The following is an 18,240-nucleotide window of genomic DNA, read 5'->3' as shown; positions in this document are numbered from 1 at the left end:
GTCAGCGCCCGGTTCCGAGCAGTCCGCCGACGACCTGCCCCGTGCCGTCGAGGACACCACCGACCACGTTGCCGGTGCCGTCGAGCACCCCACCGACGCCGTTACCGACACCCTCGACGACGGCACCGGCACCCTGACCTGCGCCGGACAGGGCGTCGCCGACACCGCTGCCACCCGTGCTCGGCGGGGTCGGTTGCGGCGCGGGCTGAGGGGCGGGCGCCGGGGCCGGGGCAGGAGCGGGTTGCGGCGCGGGCTGGGGTGCCTGCGGGCTTTGACCGGGTGCTGCCGGCACGGGTGCGGTCGGGTCCGGCGCAGGTACAGCGCCGGTGGGTGCGGCGCCGGAAGCGGGCGTCGCGGCGACCGGGACAGCGGTCACGGTCCCGTCCGGGCCCTGCACCCGGACCGGGACGACGGTTCCCGCCTCGGACGGCTGCGCGCCGGTCGTGCCGGGGACAGTCGTACCGGAGACGGTCTCGGTGGTCGTCGGGTTCCCGGCCACGACTTCGCTCGACGGACGTACCTCCGAACCGGGCGTCTCGGCCTCCGACGACAGGGTGCCGATCGCCAGTCCGCCGCCGGCGAGGACGACGACGGCAGCGACAGCAGCCCCCACCAGCGTGAACGAACGGGCACGGGCGCGGGCGGGTGTGCCGGTGGCGGTGTCGACGACCGCCGGCCGATGCGCAGCAGCGACAGGCGGCGCCTCGGCGACGGACACCACCGGCAGCGCGACGGTCTCGGGTTCGTCGTCGACGACAGGTGCGGGAGGCGGCACCGGAACCGCAACGGTCGGGGCACCGACCGCGGCCGCTGCAAGCGCGGCCCCGTGCGCTGCGGTGTAGGCCGGTCGAGCCGACGAGACGATCGGCAGACCCAGCTGCGACGAGATCAGTTCGGCGACGAGCGGGGTGGACGAGCCACCACCGATCAACAGCACGTGTGCGATGTCCGACCGGTCGAGCCCGGCCCCGCGGATCGCATCCTGCACCACGGCGAGCGACGTCTCCAGCGGCTCCCGGGCGAACTCCTCGAACTCGCTGCGCACCAGACGCAGGTCGCGGTGCAGGCCCGGCAGCGCGACCGGCACGACCGTCTCGGTGTCGCTGGACAGTGCCTCCTTCGCCGCGCGGCACCGAGCACGGAAATCGGCGAGGGCCGCGACGGTCGCGGGATCGAACGGGTCGAGGTCGGCCGCGTCCTCGCCGAGCGTTCCCAGCAGATAGGTGGTGACGAGATGGTCGAGGTGGTCGCCGGAGACGTCGTCGCTGCTCAGCGGTCGGCCCAACAGCGTCGGATGCGTCCCGCCCTGCACGACGGCGACGTCGAGGCTGCGCGCACCGAGGTCGTAGACCACCGTCACGTCGTCCCCCAGCGGACCGTGGGTGGCGTCGAGCCAGCGCACCGCCGCGATCGGTTCGGGGATCGTCCCTGCGGTCACGCCGGCGCGGACGAGTGCCGCCGCCAGGGCCTCGACGGTGTGCGCCGACCACGCGGCGGGATGCGCCAGCATCGTCGGCACATCGGAGGTACCCGTGCGGTACTGCAGGCAGGCCACGGTCGACGCGACGAGATCCTCACCGAGGTAGGTGGAGCCGTCGTCGGCGAGGATGCCGACCGGATCGCCCACCCGGGCCGCATAGCCGGAGAACACCTGCGTGCCGGGGATCGGGGCACCGGCGCCGAGGACAGGGGCCCCGCCCGCGGGGAGGTGGAGTTCGGTGGGGATCGACGCAACGCTGGGATCGCCGGATCGGGGCTGGTCGAGCACGGTGAGGGCCACCGAGTTGGCCGCCCCGATCGTGACGCCGAGTCCTGAATACATGCACGCTCCCGGGTTCTGGGCGGACATCGGTCCGCGTTCTCGTTCCATCGTTCGGTCTCGATGAGCCTGTCGTTCCCACCCCGTGACCCGTTAGCTCCCGCACCGCCCACCGGCCCGATCGTGGGGACGATCCCCTAACGACCCCGATGCCCCCGAACCCCGATCCCCTAACGGGCGACGGCAGACAGGGGGCCGCACCCCCTGTGCCCGTGACCCGCGGATTCGTAGCGTCGTTCCCAGATCCCGACGACTCAGGAGACACGCGATGGCCACCAACGCCGTACTCGACTTCATCCTCAGCCTGTTCCGCGATGAGAAGGAACTCGCCCGGTACTGCAGCAACCCCGAGGCCGTTCTCGCCGAAGCCGGACTGGACGACGTGTGCCACGCCGACATCGTCGCCGTCGCCCCGCTCGTTGCGGACAGCGGTCTGTTCGCCGGGACCGCCGCCGAACTGACCGCAGCGCTGAACGGTGCGGCGAACGTCGGAGCGTCGATCGCCGGCACCGCTGCGGCCGGCCTCGGTGTCGGAGCAGGACTCGGTGGCGGTCTGGGGCTCGGCGGCGGACTGGACCTCGGCGGGACCGTCGGCGCGCACACCGGGATCGTCGCCGATCTCGGTGCACAGCTCGGAGCGGCGCTCGAAGCCGGTGGCGAGCTCGGTGCTTCCCTGGGAGCGGCACTCGGTGGTGCACTCGGCGCGGGCCTCGAACTCGGTGGAGCCCTCGACCTCGGGGGTGCCCTGGACGTCGGTGGGGCACTGGCCGGAGCGCTCGAAGGCGGACTGGGCCTGGGCGTCGGTGCCGCCGCCGATCTCGCCGCCGCGATCGACGCGGCTGTCGAGGCCTCGGGCGGTCTCGGCGCCGACCTCGCGACCACCCTCGAAGGAGCACTGGGTATCGGGGGCACGCTCGGTGCCGATATCGGCCTCGCCCTCGGTGGCCTGCTGGAATCTGCCGTCGACGCCGGGGGCGCGTTCTCGACCGAGCTCACCGCGGCCCTCGACGGCGGCGCCGAACTCGGTGTCGCGCTCGGCACGACACTCGGGGGCGTGCTCGGCGTGGGCACGGAACTGACCGGTGCGCTCGGCACGAGCCTGGGCGGTGTCCTCGGTGGTGTGGCCGATCTCGGTGCCGGCCTGGGAACCGACCTCGCCGCCGGTCTCGACGCCGGCGTGGGCGCGACCCTCGGTCTCGGTGCGTCCCTCTCGGCCCTGCTCGGAGCGGGCGGCGGCGCTGCGGCCGATCTCGGTGCCGCGCTGGGGACCGTCATCGAGAGCGGTGCGCACGGTGGCCTGCTCGGCGGCGTCGACCTCGACGCGGTCCTCTCCGGTGGTGGTGAGATCGATACGGAGACCGGTGCGGGCATCGACCTCGGCACGGTGGTCGGTGGGGTGCTCGGCGGCGCGCTGGGCCTCGAGACCACCGCGACCACCGAACTGTCGTCCGCGCTGAACGTCGCCATCGGCTCGACCACCGATATCGGCGCGACCGTCGATTCGACCGTGCAGGCGGGGACGAGCCTCGGAACGGACCTGTCGTCCGTCCTCGGCTCGACCTTCGCGACCGGTGGTTCGGCAGGCGCCGAGCTCGGCCTGCAGCTCGGCAGTGCACTCGAGACGGCCGCGGGGTCGGTGCCCGTCGATGCGGGTGCGGATCTCGGCTCGCAGCTCGCGACAACGATCGGCGGCAGCCTCGGCGCCGGTGCCGAAGCCACCGGTCAGCTCGGCTACGCCCTCGACGGAGCGCTGGACGCGGCGGCGGAACTCGGGGCCGGAGTGAACGTGGGCGCGGACCTCGGCGCCGCGATCGATTCGGGGATCGGCGCGGCCGGTGGACTGGGAACGTCGGTCGACCTGGGTACGGCAGCCGACTTCGAGAACGCCCTCGATCTCGGTGGTGCAGCAGATCCGGGTACTGCAGTCGACCTCGGTGTCTCCGGCGGCCTGGAGAGCGCAGCCGACCTCGGCGCCGAACTGTCCACGCAGGTGGGGACGGCCCTGTCGGGTGGTGCGGAGGGTTGGGCGTCGGTCGGCGAGGACGTCTTCGGCTCCGCCTCGGGAGCTGCAGGTCTGTTCGGCGAGGGCGGCCTCACCGCGACCTCCGGTCTCGGTGGTGGTCTGTTCGCCGGAGCCGGTGGCGACTCCTCGCTCGGCGCCGGTGGCGACTCCACCGATCTCGACGGACTGCTGCCCTGACCGCAGCGGTGCGGGCTCCGGGACATAATGGCCGGAGCCCGCACCGACGGAAGGCGAGTCGACGCAGCCCATGCAGCATTCACCGGATACGCAGCATCCATCCGATCCCTCGAGACGCCGCGCGCTCCTCGACCTGATCGACTCCGTGATCGCGCGCTCCCGCAGCGCCGGGCGCAACGATCTCACCGACCGGCTGACGGCCGCCCGCACGAAGGTCACCGACCCGCGACTGCGGGTGGTCGTCGTCGGGGGACTGAACCAGGGCAAGAGCCGGTTCGTGAACGCACTGCTCGGCCTCGAGGTGTGTTCCGTCGGCGACGACGAGACCACCGCGGTCCCCACGCTCGTGCAGCACGGGCAGGAGCCGTCGGCCGAACTCGTCCCGACCGGTTCGGCGCCGCGCATCGCCGTCCCCTTCGACGACCTGCAGCAGGTCGCGCCGCGCAGTGCCGGCCGGGACGTCGAACGGCTGGAGGTGAGCGTGCCGAGTCCACTGCTCGCCGACGGGCTCGTGTTCGTCGACACCCCGGGTGTGGGCGGGCACGGAAATCCGCACACCGCAGCCACATTGACGCTCCTCGCCACCGCGGACGCGGTCTTCGTCGTCTCGGATGCGAGCCAGGAGTTCACCGCTCCGGAGATGGCGTTCCTGCGGCAGGTGCAGACACTGTGCCCGGCGTCGGCGGTGCTCGTAACCAAGACCGACATGTATCCGCACTGGCGCGCGATCGTCGACGCCGACCGCGAACACCTGCAGCGCGCCGGGCTCGACCTGCCGTTGCTGCCCGTCTCGTCCCTGCTGCGCGAATACGCCCTGCGCACCGACGATGCGTCGCTGCAGCAGGAATCCGGCTTCGACGCGATCTACGACTTCCTGCGCGACCAGGTCGTCGCGCGCAACGCCGACTCGGCGCGCCTGTCGGTGGCACACGACGTGAAGACCGTCGTCGACCATCTCGCGCTCGGTTGCGAGAGCGAACTCGCTGCGCTGCGCGACCCCGAATCCGGGAACGCCGCGATCGAGGACCTGCGCCGGGCGCGTGCCGCGACCGAGGCGTTGCGGACGCGGGCGGCGCGGTGGCAGATCACGTTGTCGGACGGCATCGCCGATCTCGCGGCCGACATCGACCACGACCTGCGCGACCGGTTGCGCACAGTGACCCGCGACGCCGAAGCGTCCGTGGACGAGTGTGATCCGGGCAAGGAATGGCCCCGGCTGGGGCAGTGGCTCGCCGAGCAGGTCGCCGAATCGGTCGGCGACAACTTCGTGTGGGCGCACGAACGCGCCGAGATCCTCGCCGGCAGGGTGGCGGAGCACTTCGCGCTCGACGACGCATCCCTGCCGTCGCTGCATCTCGGCGACCTGTCGACGCTGCTCGATCCCGTCGAGAACCTGTCCGATCTCGAGTCCGGCCGGATCGGTATCGGTCAGAAGGTGCTCGTCGGCATGAAGGGTTCCTACGGTGGCGTGCTGATGTTCGGTCTCGTCACCACCCTGATGGGGATGGCGCTCGTGAACCCGATCTCGGTGGGAGCCGGAGTCGTATTGGGTACCAAGGCGTATCGCGACGACAAGCAGGTTCGGCTCGCCAGACGCCGCGCCGACGCGAAGAACGCGATCCGCGCCTTCACCGACGACGTGAGCTTCCAGGTAGGGAAGGAATCCAAGGACCGGCTCCGCCTCATCCAGCGGCAGTTGCGCGATCACTTCACCGAGATCGCCGAACAGACACTGCGTTCGCTCGACGAGTCGCTCGAAGCGACCCGTCAGGCCGCGACCGTGCAGGAACAGGAACGCCGGCGTCGGATCGGCGAACTCGACACGCAGGTCGCGGAACTGAGCCGATTGCGCGAGCGCGCCGTGGAACTCGCGGGAGTGTCGGCGTGACCCCGGCCCTCGCGCGCGCCCGCGACCTGCTCGACCGGGCACGCGCGTCGTACGGCGGGAACCCGGCCGTCGCGGACCGGCTCGACCACTGCGCCGCGCGACTCGATCAGCCGCTGCGGGTCGCGCTCGCCGGATCGCTCAAGGCCGGCAAGTCGACTCTGCTCAATGCGCTTGTGGGACAGGACATCGCGCCCACCGATGCGACGGAGTGCACACGCGTCGTCACCTGGTACCGCAACGGGCCCGTGCCGTCGGTGAACGCCTGGTACGACGGGGAGCGCCGCATGCCGGTGCCCGTGCACCGTCCCGACGGGCGTCTGACCTTCGACCTCGGCGAACTCACCGCCGACCGCGTCGACTTCATCGACGTCGAATGGCCCGCCAGCGCGCTGGCGCAGACCACCATCATCGACACCCCGGGCACGTCGTCGCTGTCGCAGGACGTGTCGGCGCGGACCCTGGCGCTGCTCACCCCGGAGGAATCGGCCTCGGGTGCCGACGCCGTCGTCTACCTGATGCGTTCGCTCGGCGCCGCCGACGTCGAGTTCCTCGAACGGATCGGCCGCCATGTCGGCGGGGGATCGGGGCCGCTCGGCATCGTCGGCGTGGTCTCGCGTGCCGACGAGGTCGGTGCCGGTCGCGCCGACGCGATGATGTCGGCGAAGCAGGTCGCGGCGAGGTTCACCGACGAACTCGAACGCACCGGACTGTGCCAGGCGGTCGTGCCGGTCGCCGGGTTGCTCGCGCTCGCCGCACGAACGTTGCGGCAGAACGAGTTCGCGGCCTTCGAGGCGCTCGCCCGGGTGCCGTCGGACCAACTGCAGGTCGCGATGTTGTCGGCCGACCGCTTCGCGCGGCCCGACGTCGACCTGCCCGTCGACCCCGGGATGCGGGCACGTCTCGTCGACCGGTTCGGTCTGTTCGGCATCCGCACCGCAGTTCTGCTCGTGCAGCTCGGCGCGCGCGATTCACCTTCGCTCGCCGCCGAACTCGTCGCGCGCAGCGGGCTCGACGAGCTGCGTCAGGTCATCGACGTGCAGTTCGGTCAGCGCGCCGATCAGCTCAAGACCCATTCGGCGCTGCTGGCGCTCGAACGGGTGCTGCACGCGTGCGGCGATCACGACCTGCTGGGAGCCGTGCGACGCGAACTGGCCGACGACCACGGCTTCGCCGAACTCCGCCTGCTGGGCAGACTGCGGTCGGCGTCGGTGTCGTTGCCCGACGAGGAGGTCCTGGCGCTGCAGCGTGTGGTCGGTGGATCCGGGATCGGCGCCACCCGGCGCCTCGGACTCACCGACGACGCGTCGCCCGCCGAGATCCGCGCGGCAGCCGTCGACGCGGTGCGGCACTGGCGATCCCGCGCAGAGCATCCGCTGCTCGATCCGTTCACCGCGAAGGCCGCAGCGGTGGCGGCGCGCAGTGCGGAGGGGCTGGTCGCGGGAGCCGGCCGGTAGACGAGTTGTAGCCGGACGATCGGCTTGCACCTCACGTAACGTGAGGTCATAGCGTCGATCGTGCCGGTACACGGAGTGCCGGTGGAAGTGGGTGGACGATGCAGCAGACACGTTCCGGACAGCAATGGAAGGTGGGGCGTCTCGCAGCGGAGACGGGCCTGACCGTGCGGACCCTGCATCACTACGACGACATAGGCCTCGTGCGGCCGTCGGGCCGGACGGCGTCGGGTCACCGGTTGTACGAGGAGCCGGACGTCGAGAGGCTGTACCAGGTGCTGGTGCTGCGTCAGCTCGGGCTGTCGCTGGACGCGATCGCCACGGTCACCGACGGTGACACCTCGCTGTCGGAGATCCTCGATGCGCACCGTGCCTACCTGGACGATCAGCTCGCGGCAACCCGCACGCTGCGCGCCCAGGTCGAGATGCTCTCCCGCACGGTCCGAACGTCGCCGGATGCATCGGTCGCCGACTTCCTTCAGGTGATCCGAGGAGTGATCGAAGTGGACGACGTCTTCGAGAAGTATTTCGACAAGGGACAGATCGCAGACCTCGCGGAACGACGCGCAAGGCTGGGCGACGACGTCATCACGGCGGCGGAGGCGTCGTGGCAGGAGCTCATCCCACGTGTCGACGCTGCACTGAGTGCGGGGATGGATCCGGCTTCTCCCGAGGCCCAGGAGATGGCACGGCAATGGATGGGTCTGCTCGAGCAGTTCCACGGCGGCGACGAGGGCCTACGCGACAGCCTCTACCGCATGCACGAGGACAACGCGCAGCAGATCGAGCAGGAGTTCTGCGGGCCGAGTCGTGAACAGATCGAGTTCATCACGAAGGCGAACGAGGCGCGGGGGATGTGATCCGGCGGATCCCGGCCGCGCTCCGCGTCATTCGAGGCGGCCGGGTACCGGATAGCTGCGCAGCGACAGGCCGATCTGGCCGGAGACGATCAGGTCGTCGATCGTCTGCTGCAGTTTGTGGCAGGTGGGGATCCAGGCACGGCCTTCCTGGGCGGTGCGGGCCCGCGCGAACTCGGGGCAGACGCTGTCGGCGTCGTCGAGCCACTGGATGCTGGTGTGTGCCTCGCTGTACTTCTCGACGAGGACGCGATTGCTGCAGTGGTTGCAGGTGACGCTTTCCATGATCGGACCTCCTGGGGGCTGTGACAGCGACGGTAGTTGCGGCGACCGGCCGAGTCTCCCGTTCTCCCACGGAACGGGAGACCGTGTTCCGCTCAGCGGGCGGTATCCAGCGCGGTGCACCTTCATCTACCTGGGCTGTTAGGCTTCGATCATGCCCGAGATCGAGCCTGTCGCCGACGCTTCCGACGACAGCTACCCGTCGTTGCCCGCCACGAGTTGGGCCGTTCTGGGCATGCTCACCTTCGGTGAGGGACTCACCGGTTACGACCTGAAGAAGTGGGCGGACTGGAGCATCGGCTTCTTCTACTGGAGTCCGTCCGTCAGCCAGATCTACGCCGAACTCAAGAAGCTCGAGGCGGCGGGGCTGGCCGAGTCGGAGATGATCTCCGAGCCGGGGGAGCGTGGCCGGCGGGTCTACCGCATCACCGAACGTGGCACCCGTGCCGTGCGGAACTGGTCGCGGGCTGCGCCCGTCGAACAACCGGTCCTCAAGCACGGTCTCATGCTGCGTCTGTGGATGGGACATCTCAACGAGCCCGACGAGCTGAAGAAGCTCGTCCGGTCGCACATCGAGAACATGGAGACCATGCGGGAGCAGGCGAAGCTGCACGGCGATCACGCCAACCGCGAACCCGCATGGGCGTTCTCCCGGATGAGCCTGATCTGGGCCGAACGCTACTTCCAGGCCGAGATCGATCTGGCGAAACAGGTACTGGCCGACATCGACGAGGCGGCCGAGACCTTCTCGTCCGTCCGGGCCCGTGACGAACTGGGCAATCCTGTTCCGGAGGTCGCCGGGTCCTGGCGCGACGTGGAGGACTTCGTGCTGGGTCTCGAACGGCGCGAGCGCAGCTGAGTCGGCCGCTCCGCCCGGTGCGGGGACCGTCCGGGCAGAGCGGAGCGCCCTCAGGCGTACTGCAGGCGGGGCTGTGCCGTCGCTGCGGACAGGCCCGGGTGGTGCGCTCGCGGCACGACCTGCGCAGCGCGGGGGCGTCCTGAGAGAGATCGGTGGATCGCGTTCGCTGCCATACGGACCGGGGCGGCGTGGCGATGGTCGAACTTGACGTGGCTGGTCGGTCCGCAGATGGACAGGGCGGCGACGACATCACCGACGGGGCCGATCGGGACGGCGATGATGCCGATCCCGCCGGAGATCCGCGCCACCTCGTACGCCACGCCCGTCTCGCGGACCTTGCGCAGTTCGGGGGTGAGCTCGGTGAGGTCGTCGGTGCTGGGCGGGGTGTAGGCGAGCAGGGCCTTGCCGATCGCGGAATTGCGTGCGGGATAGCGGCTGCCGACGCGGGTGGGCAGCTCCGTGGCGAGCCGGCCACCGACCTTGTCGAGATAGAGCACGTCGGGCCCGTCGAGTACGCCGAGGTGCACGACGTAGCCGGTGGCGCGGTGCAGGTCGTGCAGGATCGGAGCGGCGGCGCTGTGCAGGCGGTTCTGGTGGACAGCGATCGAGCCGAGCTCCATGAGGCGGGTGCCGAGCTCGTAGTCGCGGCCCTCGCGGCGCAGCCACCGCATCTCGACGAGTCGTTCGAGCATCCGATGGGCGGACGAGCGGGGCAGCCCGGTTCGCCTGACGACCTGGGCGAGCGTGAGCCGTCCGGGGCCGTCGAAGGCGTCCAGGACGAGCGAGATCCGTTCGAGGATCGCGGTGGGGGTGGAGTCTGCAGTCGCGGGTGCGGTCACCGATATCTCCCTCGATCAGGGGCGAGAATCGCCACGAAACCCAACTGACGTAGGTCTTTCTATTAGAAATAGTGACACACGCGCGCGCGTTTGTGAAGTGGATCACCGAGATTGCACACCGAAGAGGGGGAACCCGCTGTCCTCGTGGACGGGGTTCCCCCTCTTCGGGGAGCGATCTGCGGTTGTGCGGTGGTGCGCAGAGGGTGGTGCTACATGGCGGCGAGCGGCTCGCTACCGGACCAGTCGTGGCCCCAGTAGCTGTCGGCGGTGATCTCCTCGGACGTGTAGAACGTCTCGTCCACGAGCTGCCCGTCGGTACCGAACTCGATGTCCCAGCCACCGGGGGCGCGGACGTAGAACGACACCATCTTGTCGTTGGTGTGGCGGCCCAGCGTCGACGACACCGAGAAACCGTCCTTGACGACCCGGTCGAGAGCCTGGCCGACCGCGTCCAGGGTGTCGACCTCGACCATGAGGTGGATCAGGCCCGGAGCGCCGCCGTGCGGGGCGGGAATCAGCGCGAGGCTGTGGTGGCGCTGGTTGACCCCCAGGAAGCGCAGGCGGATCGGCCCGAACTCCGGCGGTGCCGGCAACCGGAAGGCGCCGCGCGGCAGGAAGCCGAGAACCTCGGTGTAGAAGTCGAAGGTGCCGTTGATGTCGGTGACCGGCAGGACGACGTGGCCGAGTCCCTGCGCGCCCGTCACGAACTTCGCGCCGAACGGCGTGACCACCGGGCTGTGGTCGAGCACCGCGCCGTGGAAGACCTCGAGGGTCGCGCCGCTCGGATCCTGGAAGGTGATGACCTCCTCCACCCGGCGCAGGTCGGCTTCTTCGACCGACAGCGGCTTGACCGCCACTCCGGCCGCCTCGACGGCTGCCTGGACACGTGCCAGAGCCGCGCGGTCGCGGACCTCCCAACCGATCGTGACGACCCGGTCGTCCTCGCCCGGCACCACCACGATGCGCGCGCTGCGCTCGTCCATGCGCAGGTACAGCGCGTTCTCCTCCGGCCCGGACCCCTGGGCGAAGCCGAGGACCTCGAACGCGAACTTCCGCCAGCGCTCCATGTCGTTCGTCTGGATCTTCACGTATCCCAGACCGCGGATGTCGGTGCCGAAACTTCCGGCGTCGAACTTGCTCATACTGTTGTCTCCGTTGTCGGTTCGGATGTGGGGGAAGGTCAGATCATCGCCCGCAGCGGACCCTGCGGGTCCACACCGAGGCCGCTCAGCGTCGCCGCGTGGTAGACCGTGCCCGGGACGTGGATCGCGTGGTGCAGACCGGCGTGTGCGTCGCGCCAGAAACGCTGCATCGGCTTGTCCATCCGCAGGGCGTTGCCGCCGCACCGGGCGTAGACCTGGTCGACGGCCGTGACGGCCTGCCAGGCGGCGTTCACCTGGGTCTCGCGGCCGAGAGCACGCTGCTCGAAGGTCGGCGTCTTCCCGGAATCGACGATGTCCCACATACGATCGACGTTGGCGAGCAGCGAATCCCGGGCCGACCGCAGTTTCGCCGTGGCCTCACCGATCGCGAACAGGGTGTAGGGATCGTCCTTGACCGCCGTGCCCTGCGGGTTGATGCGCTCGCGCTGGTACTCGTTGGCGTGGTGCAGCAGACCCTCGCAGATGCCGATGGTGGCAGAGGTGATCCCGAGCGGGAACATGTTCGACCACGGCATCAGGTACAGCGACTCGGTGCGGCCGTACTTGCGGACGGCGGTGCCGTCGATGACCTCGTCGCAATCCATGACGCGGTAGTCGGGCACGAACGCGTCCTCGACGACGACGTCCTTCGATCCCGTCCCGCGCAGACCGACGACGTCCCACGAGTCGTCGATGATCCGGTAGTCGGACCGCGGGATGATCACGTGCAGCATGCGCGGCGGCATCTGCACGCTGCCGTCCGGATTGCATGCCATCGCGCCGAGGAACGCCCAGTCGCAGTGGTCGGTGCCCGAGGAGAACGACCACTTGCCGGAGAACTTGTAACCGCCGTCGACCGGCACACACATGCCGCCCGGCATGTACGGCGACGCGAGCCACGTGTCCTGGTCCTGGCCCCAGACCTCCTGCTGGACCTTGGGATCGGCGAACGCGAGCTGCCAGGGATGCACGCCCACGATGCCGTGGACCCAGCCGCCCGAGGGGTTGAGCGACGCCATCCGCATGACCGTCTCGGCGAACTCGCGCGGATGCGACTCGAAACCGCCGTGCTCCTTGGGCTGCAGCATGCGGATGGAGCCGGACTCCTTCATGCGCTTGACGGTCGCGTCGGCGACCTTGCCGATCCGTTCGGCCTCGATGCCTTCGAGGAAGATGTCGTCGGCCGCGGCCTCGATGCCGGCCAGGACTTCGTAGCTCATGATCGTGTTCCTTCTGGTGGGGTGGGGGATGCGACGAGAGGCTCTAGGGGGTCGCGGTGGAGCCTTCGGCCTGCTTCGCGACGTTCTCCGCGACCTCCTTCTGCCAGCTCGCGACCGCCCGGGTGGTGTCGATCTCGAACTCGAAGCGCTTGGTCATGTCCTCGGTGATGTCCTCGACATCGACGTAGAACTGCTGGTACCAGCGACGCAGCTGGTAGACCGGGCCGTCCTCCTCGGACAGCAGCGGATTGTCGATGGGTGCCTTGTTCTTCCAGATCTCGACGTCCTGCTCGAAACCGAGCTGCACGCCCTCGGCGAACTGCTCGGCCATCCCGGCGGCGATCTCGTCCGACACCCCCGGGAGCTTCTTGACGATCGCGCCGTACTGCAGCACGAACTCGTTGTTGCTCACCGGGTAGTGGCAGTTGATGAGGATGGTCTCGATGGTCTGGCCGTGGGCATCGGATTCGAGCCAGTCGATCATGTACGACGGACCGAAATAGGTTGCCTCGGAACGCAGTTCGGCGTTGGGGTCGTCGTAGTTGGTGCCGGAGATGACGTCCTCACGACCGGTCGAGTGCATGTACTGCGTGGCGGTGTGGCCCTCGAAGACGTTCTTGAAGTAGCGCGGGAACGAGTAGTGGATGTAGAAGAAGTGCGCCATGTCGACGACGTTGTCGACGATCTCACGGCAGTGGGAGCCCTTGATGCGCAGGCTCTTCCAGCTCCAGTCCGTCCACTCGTCGGTGCCGTAACCGGCGATCTCCGGGATGGTGACATCCTCCGGCGGCGGATTGCCCTGCGGGTCGTTCCAGACGTACAGCTGGCCGTTGCGTTCGAGGGTCGTCCAGGCGCGGGTCTTCGCGATCGGCGGGACGCGCCGGGCGTAGGGGATGTCGGTGCACTTGCCCTTGCCGTTCCAGCGCCAGTCGTGGAACGGGCACGCGATCGAGTCGCCCTTGACCTCGCCGCGGCTCAGGTCGCCACCCATGTGCCGGCAGTAGGCATCGAGGACGTTGAGCTGCCCCTTGCTGTCGGCGAACACGACCAGCTTGGTTCCGAAGGCCTCGATGGAGTGCGGCTTGCCGTCCTGGAAGTCTCGGAGCAGGCCGAGGCAGTGCCAGCCCCGTGCGAAGCGGGTGGGAGCGGCCGCAGCCTGGATCTCGCGGATCTCGACGTCGTCGTCCGAACCGGACCGTGCGGTGTCGATGGACATGAATTCCTCCGTGCCGTCAGTGGTGGAGAGACTTGTGATGCGCCTCATGGAACTCGTCGGCCACTCGCCGTGTGAAGCGTGTCTCCCGCTGGATGGAATGCGACGAACCGGCGGGCAGAACAGGCCTCCCGTCACACGGGAGAAGCCCTCCCGAGGGAACACCCGCGGTCGTTAGCGTCGCGGCACATCACGGTGAAAGGAACGTTCATGGCACGGATGACCGGGAAGGTCGCGCTGATCACGGGCGCCGCAGGTGGGCTGGGGCGCGCATGTGCGACGCGGCTGGCGGAGGAGGGTGCCGACATCGTCGCGCTGGACCTGCCGGGCGGCCGCACGGAGGCGGAACTGGACGAGACCGCCCGCCTCGTACGCGCCACGGGGCGCCGGATCGTCACCGGCACGGCGGACGTCCGCGACCTCGACGCGGTGGTCGCGGCGGTGCGGGCCGGGGTGGCCGAACTCGGGCCGCTCGACGTCGTGATCGCCAACGCCGGCATCAGCGACAATCCGGGTCCGTCCTGGAAGATCGACGACGAGATCTGGAACCGGTCGATCGACGTCAACCTCACCGGCACGTGGCACACCGTCAAAGCCGGTGTCGCCGAACTCGGTTCCGCAGGCGGATCGGTGATCCTCGTCAGCTCCACCGCCGCGATCAAGGCCGTACCCGGTGCGTCCCACTACACGGCGGCGAAGCACGCGGTCACGGGTCTGGCCAAGACGCTGGCGAACGAACTCGGGCCCCTGGCGATCCGTGTCAACACGGTTCACCCGGGTGCGGCGGCGACACCGATGACGCTCAATCCCGCGACCTTCGCGCGGCTGCGCCCCGACCTCGAGGCGCCCACCGCCGACGACGCCGCGGAGGTGCTGTCGACGAAGACGCTGCTGCGCGTGCCGTGGGTCGAACCGGTCGACGTGAGCAACGCGGTGCTGTTCCTGGCGTCCGACGAATCCCGGTACGTCACCGGGCTGCACATGGTCGTCGACGGCGGCCTGACCCAGAAGGTGGCGTGATGAGCGGGCGTCTGGACGGGAAGGTCGCGCTGATCACCGGCGCGGCGCGGGGGATGGGGCGTGCCCAGGCGGTGCGATTCGCGCAGGAAGGCGCCGACATCGTCGCCGTCGACGTGTGCGCGCCGGTGGACCACGCGACCACACCCGGTGCGTCACCCGACGATCTCGCCGAGACCGTGCGGCTCGTGGAATCGTTCGGCCGGAAGATCTGCCCCTTCGAGGTGGACGTGCGTGATCAACCGTCGCTCGACGACGCGGTGACGCAGGGTGTCGCGGCGCTCGGCCGGCTCGACGTCGTCTGCGCGACGGCGGGGATCAGCTCGTCGGGACGGGCGACGGAGCTGGACGCCGAACGCTGGCAGACGATGCTCGACGTCAACCTCACCGGCGTGTGGCGCACGTGCAAGGCCTCGATCCCGCACATCGTGACCGGTGGTCGCGGGGGATCGATCGTGCTGATCAGTTCGATCGCCGGCCTGCGCGGACTCGCGAACGTCGGTCACTACACCGCCGCCAAGCACGGAGTCGTGGGGCTGATGAAGTCGCTCGCGAACGAACTCGCACCGCATCAGGTGCGGGTCAACACGATCCACCCCGCCAACACCCGGACCGCGATGGTGGAGAACCCGGCCACGATGCGCACCTTCTGCCCGGGTGTCGAGAACCCGACGCGGGAGCAGTTCGAGACGGCCCTGCAGTCGATGCACCTGCTCCCGGTGCCGTTGATCGAACCCGAGGACATCGCGAACGCGAGCCTGTTCCTCGCATCCGAGGAATCCCGGTACATCACCGGTGTCACCCTGCCCGTCGACGCCGGGCACTGCGTCAAGTAATCGCTGCGTCGAACAGGAGACATCGTGCGACCGGAAGACCTGAAGGACGGTACCGCCGTCGTGACCGGAGCGGGCAGCGGGATCGGGGAGAGCGCCGCCCGGCGGGCCGCAGCCCTCGGCATGAACGTCGTGCTCGCCGACATCTCCGCCGAGCGCCTCGACGCGGTCGCCGCGGACCTGCGGGCCGACGGATGCGCAGCGCTCACGGTGCCCACCGACGTGCGCGATGCCGCTGCGGTGGACGCTCTGGCCGATGCCGCGTATGCCGAATTCGGTTCGGTGACAGTGCTGCTCAACAATGCCGGCCTCGAATCGCTCGGATATACCTGGGAGGTGCCCGTCGGCGAGTGGCGGCGCGTGATCGACGTGAACCTGCTGGGCGTCTACCACGGCATCCGGTCGTTCGTCCCGAGGATGGGCGCCGACCCGCGACGGTCGCACATCGTGAACACGTGCTCGGTGGGCGGCATCGCGATCACCCCGCGGATGACGGCCTACGCGGCGTCGAAGCACGGTGTCCAGGCGCTCACCGAATGCCTGTATCTCGAATGTGCCGAGGCGTATCCGCAGATCGGCGTGTCGGTGTTCAGTCCAGGGCAGGTCGCCACGCGCATCTTCGACGACCTTCCCGACCACGAGGCGTCCGCCGCCGACGCCGGGTTCTGGCGTGAACAGATCCGGGAGGGGATGACCCCCGACGACGCCGCGCGACTGCTGTTCGACGGCATCGGGCGCGACGACTTCTGGATCCTCACCCACCCGGAGTCCTTCGACCGGCTCGCCGCCAAGCGGGCCCGGGTGCTGACCGATCGGTTGCGCCCGGACGCACTGTTCGACGGACGCAACTGATCGATCCCGAACCCTCCGTCCGGGGCGTCAGCCCTCGAGGATCGCAAACCCCTTGTAACCGGATTCGGCCACCTCCGTGATGATCTCGCGGTAGACGCCGAAGCCGCCGAGGAAGGGCATGAACACACGGGGCCGCCCCGGGATGTTCGCACCGAGGTACCAGGAGTTCGCGGAGTTCAGCAGCGACGCCTCGGCCCGGTTGCGGCATTCCTCCACCCAGTCGGCGACGGCCTCCGGCGTGCCCTCGATACCGGCGGCGCCGCGCGCATCGAGATAGGCGATCGCGTCGGCGACCCAATCGACGTGGAGTTCGGAGTGCAACACCATGTTCGCGAGGACCGACGGGCTGCCGGGACCGGTGAGGTTGAAGAAGTTGGGGAAGCCGTCGATGCCGAGCCCGAGATAGGTCTGCGGGCCGGCCGCCCACTTCTCCTTCAGTGTTCGACCGCCGCGGCCGACGATCTCGAGCTTGTCGAGCGAACCGGTCATGGCGTCGAAGCCGGTCGCGAGGACGATCATGTCGAGGTCGTAATGCGCGCCGGTGGTGACGATGCCGGTCTCGTCCATGCCCACGATCGGGGTGCTGCGCAGGTCGACGAGTTCGACGTTGTCGCGGTTGTACGTCTCGTAGTACCCGCTGTCGGTGACGATGCGCTTGGCGCCGATGGCGTGGTCCTTGGGGATCAGCAGTTCGGCGACCGCAGGATCGTCGACGACCGCGCGGATCTTCTCCTCCCAGAACGCACGGGCGGTGTCGTTGGCAGCCGGATCGGTGAGCTGGTCGGGGAACGCCTTGGAGAAGAGGACGCCGCCGAGCTTCCAGCGTTCCTCGTAGACGGCGCGGCGTTCCTCCTCGGACACCTCGAGTGCCGACTTCGGGTGCGGCCGGTGCGGGGAGCCGCCGCCGGATTCCCGGGACAGCCGGCGTCGCTCGGCATAGTTCGCCTTCTGCTCGGCGCGGGTGGCGTCGTCGAGCGGCACGTTGCCGGCGGGGATGCTGTAGTTCGCCGAGCGCTGGAAGACGAACAGCTGCTCGGCCTGCTCGGCGATGATCGGGATCGACTGGATGCCCGACGATCCCGTGCCGATCACGCCGACGCGCTTGCCGGTGAAATCGACGCCGTCGTGGGGCCAGCGGGCCGTGTGGACGATGTCGCCGGTGAAGCGGTCGAGACCGTCGAAGGCCGGGGTGTTCGCGTTAGACAACGGCCCGGCGGCCACGACGAGGAAGCGGGCGGAGACCTCGTCACCGCGGTCGGTGCGCACGGTCCAGCGCAGGCCCTCCTCGTCGAGGACCGCGGAGGTGACGCGGGTGTCGAACCGGATGTCGCGGCGCAGGTCGAACCGGTCGGCGACGTGCTCGAGGTAGGCGAGGATCTCGGGCTGGGTGGCGTACTTCTCGCTCCAGTTCCACTCCTGCTCGAGTTCGGGGGAGAAGGAGTAGGAGTAGTCGATCGACTCGACGTCGCAGCGCGCGCCGGGGTAGCGGTTCCAGTACCAGACCCCGCCCACCCCCGACGCTGCCTCGAACGCGCGGACCGTCAGGCCCTGGCTGCGGAATCTGTGGATCGCGTAGAGACCGGCGATGCCGGCCCCGACCACGACGACGTCGTACGACGTGGTCCCGGTGGTGGCATCAGGTGCGGTGACGACGGATCGGGGATGCTGGCCGTTCAACTTGGAGTCCTTCCACGAGCGCGAACAGTCCGGTCCCGGAACGGACACGGAGGTTCATGAAGTGGCCTCACGCTAGGGCGGGTGGAACGGG

Annotated in this window: 15 protein-coding genes; 8 read left to right on the top strand and 7 right to left on the bottom strand. The window is 69.4% G+C overall.

Features of this window, described 5'->3' with window-relative positions; translation table 11 throughout:
* Nucleotide 1 precedes the first annotated feature (1 nt).
* Nucleotides 2-1,822 (bottom strand): Hsp70 family protein, encoded by a 1,821-nt coding sequence (locus U9J23_RS19655; RefSeq protein WP_326599909.1) that lies wholly within the window; start codon nt 1,820-1,822, stop codon nt 2-4.
* 265 nt (nt 1,823-2,087) lie between these two features.
* Between U9J23_RS19655 and U9J23_RS19650 the strand changes: the two genes are divergently transcribed.
* The 4 genes from U9J23_RS19650 to U9J23_RS19635 all read left to right on the top strand — a co-directional run bounded on the left by U9J23_RS19650 (nt 2,088) and on the right by U9J23_RS19635 (nt 8,218).
* Nucleotides 2,088-4,019: an IniB N-terminal domain-containing protein gene (locus U9J23_RS19650; RefSeq protein WP_326599907.1), complete on the top strand. Its 1,932-nt coding sequence runs from the start codon at nt 2,088-2,090 to the stop codon at nt 4,017-4,019.
* A gap of 70 nt (nt 4,020-4,089) precedes the next feature.
* On the top strand, nt 4,090-5,907 hold the full coding sequence (locus U9J23_RS19645; RefSeq protein WP_326599905.1) for a dynamin family protein: 1,818 nt from the start codon (nt 4,090-4,092) through the stop codon (nt 5,905-5,907).
* Entirely contained in the window at nt 5,904-7,361 is a 1,458-nt protein-coding gene (locus U9J23_RS19640) for a dynamin family protein (RefSeq protein ID WP_326599903.1), read from the top strand. The genes U9J23_RS19645 and U9J23_RS19640 overlap by 4 nt, the downstream gene beginning before the upstream one ends.
* A 98-nt stretch (nt 7,362-7,459) precedes the next feature.
* Nucleotides 7,460-8,218, top strand: coding sequence for a MerR family transcriptional regulator (locus U9J23_RS19635; protein ID WP_016695945.1), 759 nt, complete (start codon nt 7,460-7,462; stop codon nt 8,216-8,218).
* 27 nt (nt 8,219-8,245) lie between these two features.
* Here U9J23_RS19635 and U9J23_RS19630 read toward each other — a convergent pair whose 3' ends face one another.
* Nucleotides 8,246-8,500, bottom strand: coding sequence for a hypothetical protein (locus tag U9J23_RS19630; protein WP_016695946.1), 255 nt, complete (start codon nt 8,498-8,500; stop codon nt 8,246-8,248).
* Between the two features lie 151 nt (nt 8,501-8,651).
* Here U9J23_RS19630 and U9J23_RS19625 point away from each other — a divergent pair, with 151 nt between their 5' ends.
* A complete protein-coding gene (locus U9J23_RS19625; RefSeq protein WP_059384616.1) occupies nt 8,652-9,356 on the top strand; it encodes a PadR family transcriptional regulator in 705 nt (234 codons plus the stop codon).
* Between the two features lie 50 nt (nt 9,357-9,406).
* On the opposite strand, the gene U9J23_RS19620 is transcribed toward U9J23_RS19625, so the two are convergent.
* The 4 genes from U9J23_RS19620 to U9J23_RS19605 form a co-directional block, all read right to left on the bottom strand.
* Nucleotides 9,407-10,195, bottom strand: a complete 789-nt coding sequence (locus U9J23_RS19620; protein ID WP_059384615.1) for an IclR family transcriptional regulator — start codon at nt 10,193-10,195, stop codon at nt 9,407-9,409.
* A 209-nt stretch (nt 10,196-10,404) separates the two neighbouring features.
* Nucleotides 10,405-11,337, bottom strand: coding sequence for a biphenyl-2,3-diol 1,2-dioxygenase (gene bphC, locus U9J23_RS19615; protein WP_106201336.1), 933 nt, complete (start codon nt 11,335-11,337; stop codon nt 10,405-10,407).
* Nucleotides 11,338-11,375: 38 nt separating this feature from the next.
* Nucleotides 11,376-12,557 carry a hydroxylase gene (locus U9J23_RS19610; RefSeq protein ID WP_059384613.1) on the bottom strand — a complete coding sequence of 394 codons (1,182 nt, stop codon included), beginning with the start codon at nt 12,555-12,557 and terminating at the stop codon, nt 11,376-11,378.
* 43 nt (nt 12,558-12,600) lie between these two features.
* A complete protein-coding gene (locus U9J23_RS19605; protein ID WP_326599895.1) occupies nt 12,601-13,773 on the bottom strand; it encodes a Rieske 2Fe-2S domain-containing protein in 1,173 nt (390 codons plus the stop codon).
* Nucleotides 13,774-13,980: 207 nt separating this feature from the next.
* Here U9J23_RS19605 and U9J23_RS19600 point away from each other — a divergent pair, with 207 nt between their 5' ends.
* Genes U9J23_RS19600 through U9J23_RS19590 form a run of 3 tightly spaced genes read left to right on the top strand, consistent with a single transcriptional unit; the run spans nt 13,981 to nt 16,472 of the window.
* Nucleotides 13,981-14,790, top strand: a complete 810-nt coding sequence (locus U9J23_RS19600; RefSeq protein ID WP_145964768.1) for a mycofactocin-coupled SDR family oxidoreductase — start codon at nt 13,981-13,983, stop codon at nt 14,788-14,790.
* Nucleotides 14,790-15,623, top strand: coding sequence for a mycofactocin-coupled SDR family oxidoreductase (locus tag U9J23_RS19595; protein WP_145709577.1), 834 nt, complete (start codon nt 14,790-14,792; stop codon nt 15,621-15,623). The genes U9J23_RS19600 and U9J23_RS19595 overlap by 1 nt, the downstream gene beginning before the upstream one ends.
* Before the next feature lie 24 nt (nt 15,624-15,647).
* Entirely contained in the window at nt 15,648-16,472 is an 825-nt protein-coding gene (locus tag U9J23_RS19590) for an SDR family NAD(P)-dependent oxidoreductase (protein ID WP_059384610.1), read from the top strand.
* 27 nt (nt 16,473-16,499) lie between these two features.
* Here the strand turns inward: U9J23_RS19590 and U9J23_RS19585 are convergent, their stop codons facing one another.
* The gene (locus U9J23_RS19585; protein ID WP_145709576.1) at nt 16,500-18,149 is read right to left on the bottom strand and encodes a flavin-containing monooxygenase; all 1,650 of its coding nucleotides are present in this window, start codon (nt 18,147-18,149) and stop codon (nt 16,500-16,502) included.
* Between the last annotated feature and the right edge of the window lie 91 nt (nt 18,150-18,240).

Origin of the sequence: Rhodococcus sp. PD04 (assembly GCF_035918275.1) — a bacterium.
In the GTDB taxonomy this organism is placed as follows: domain Bacteria; phylum Actinomycetota; class Actinomycetes; order Mycobacteriales; family Mycobacteriaceae; genus Rhodococcus; species Rhodococcus rhodochrous.
Note: the sequence above shows the minus strand (reverse complement) of the source record. Positions and strands in the feature narration are given on the sequence as shown.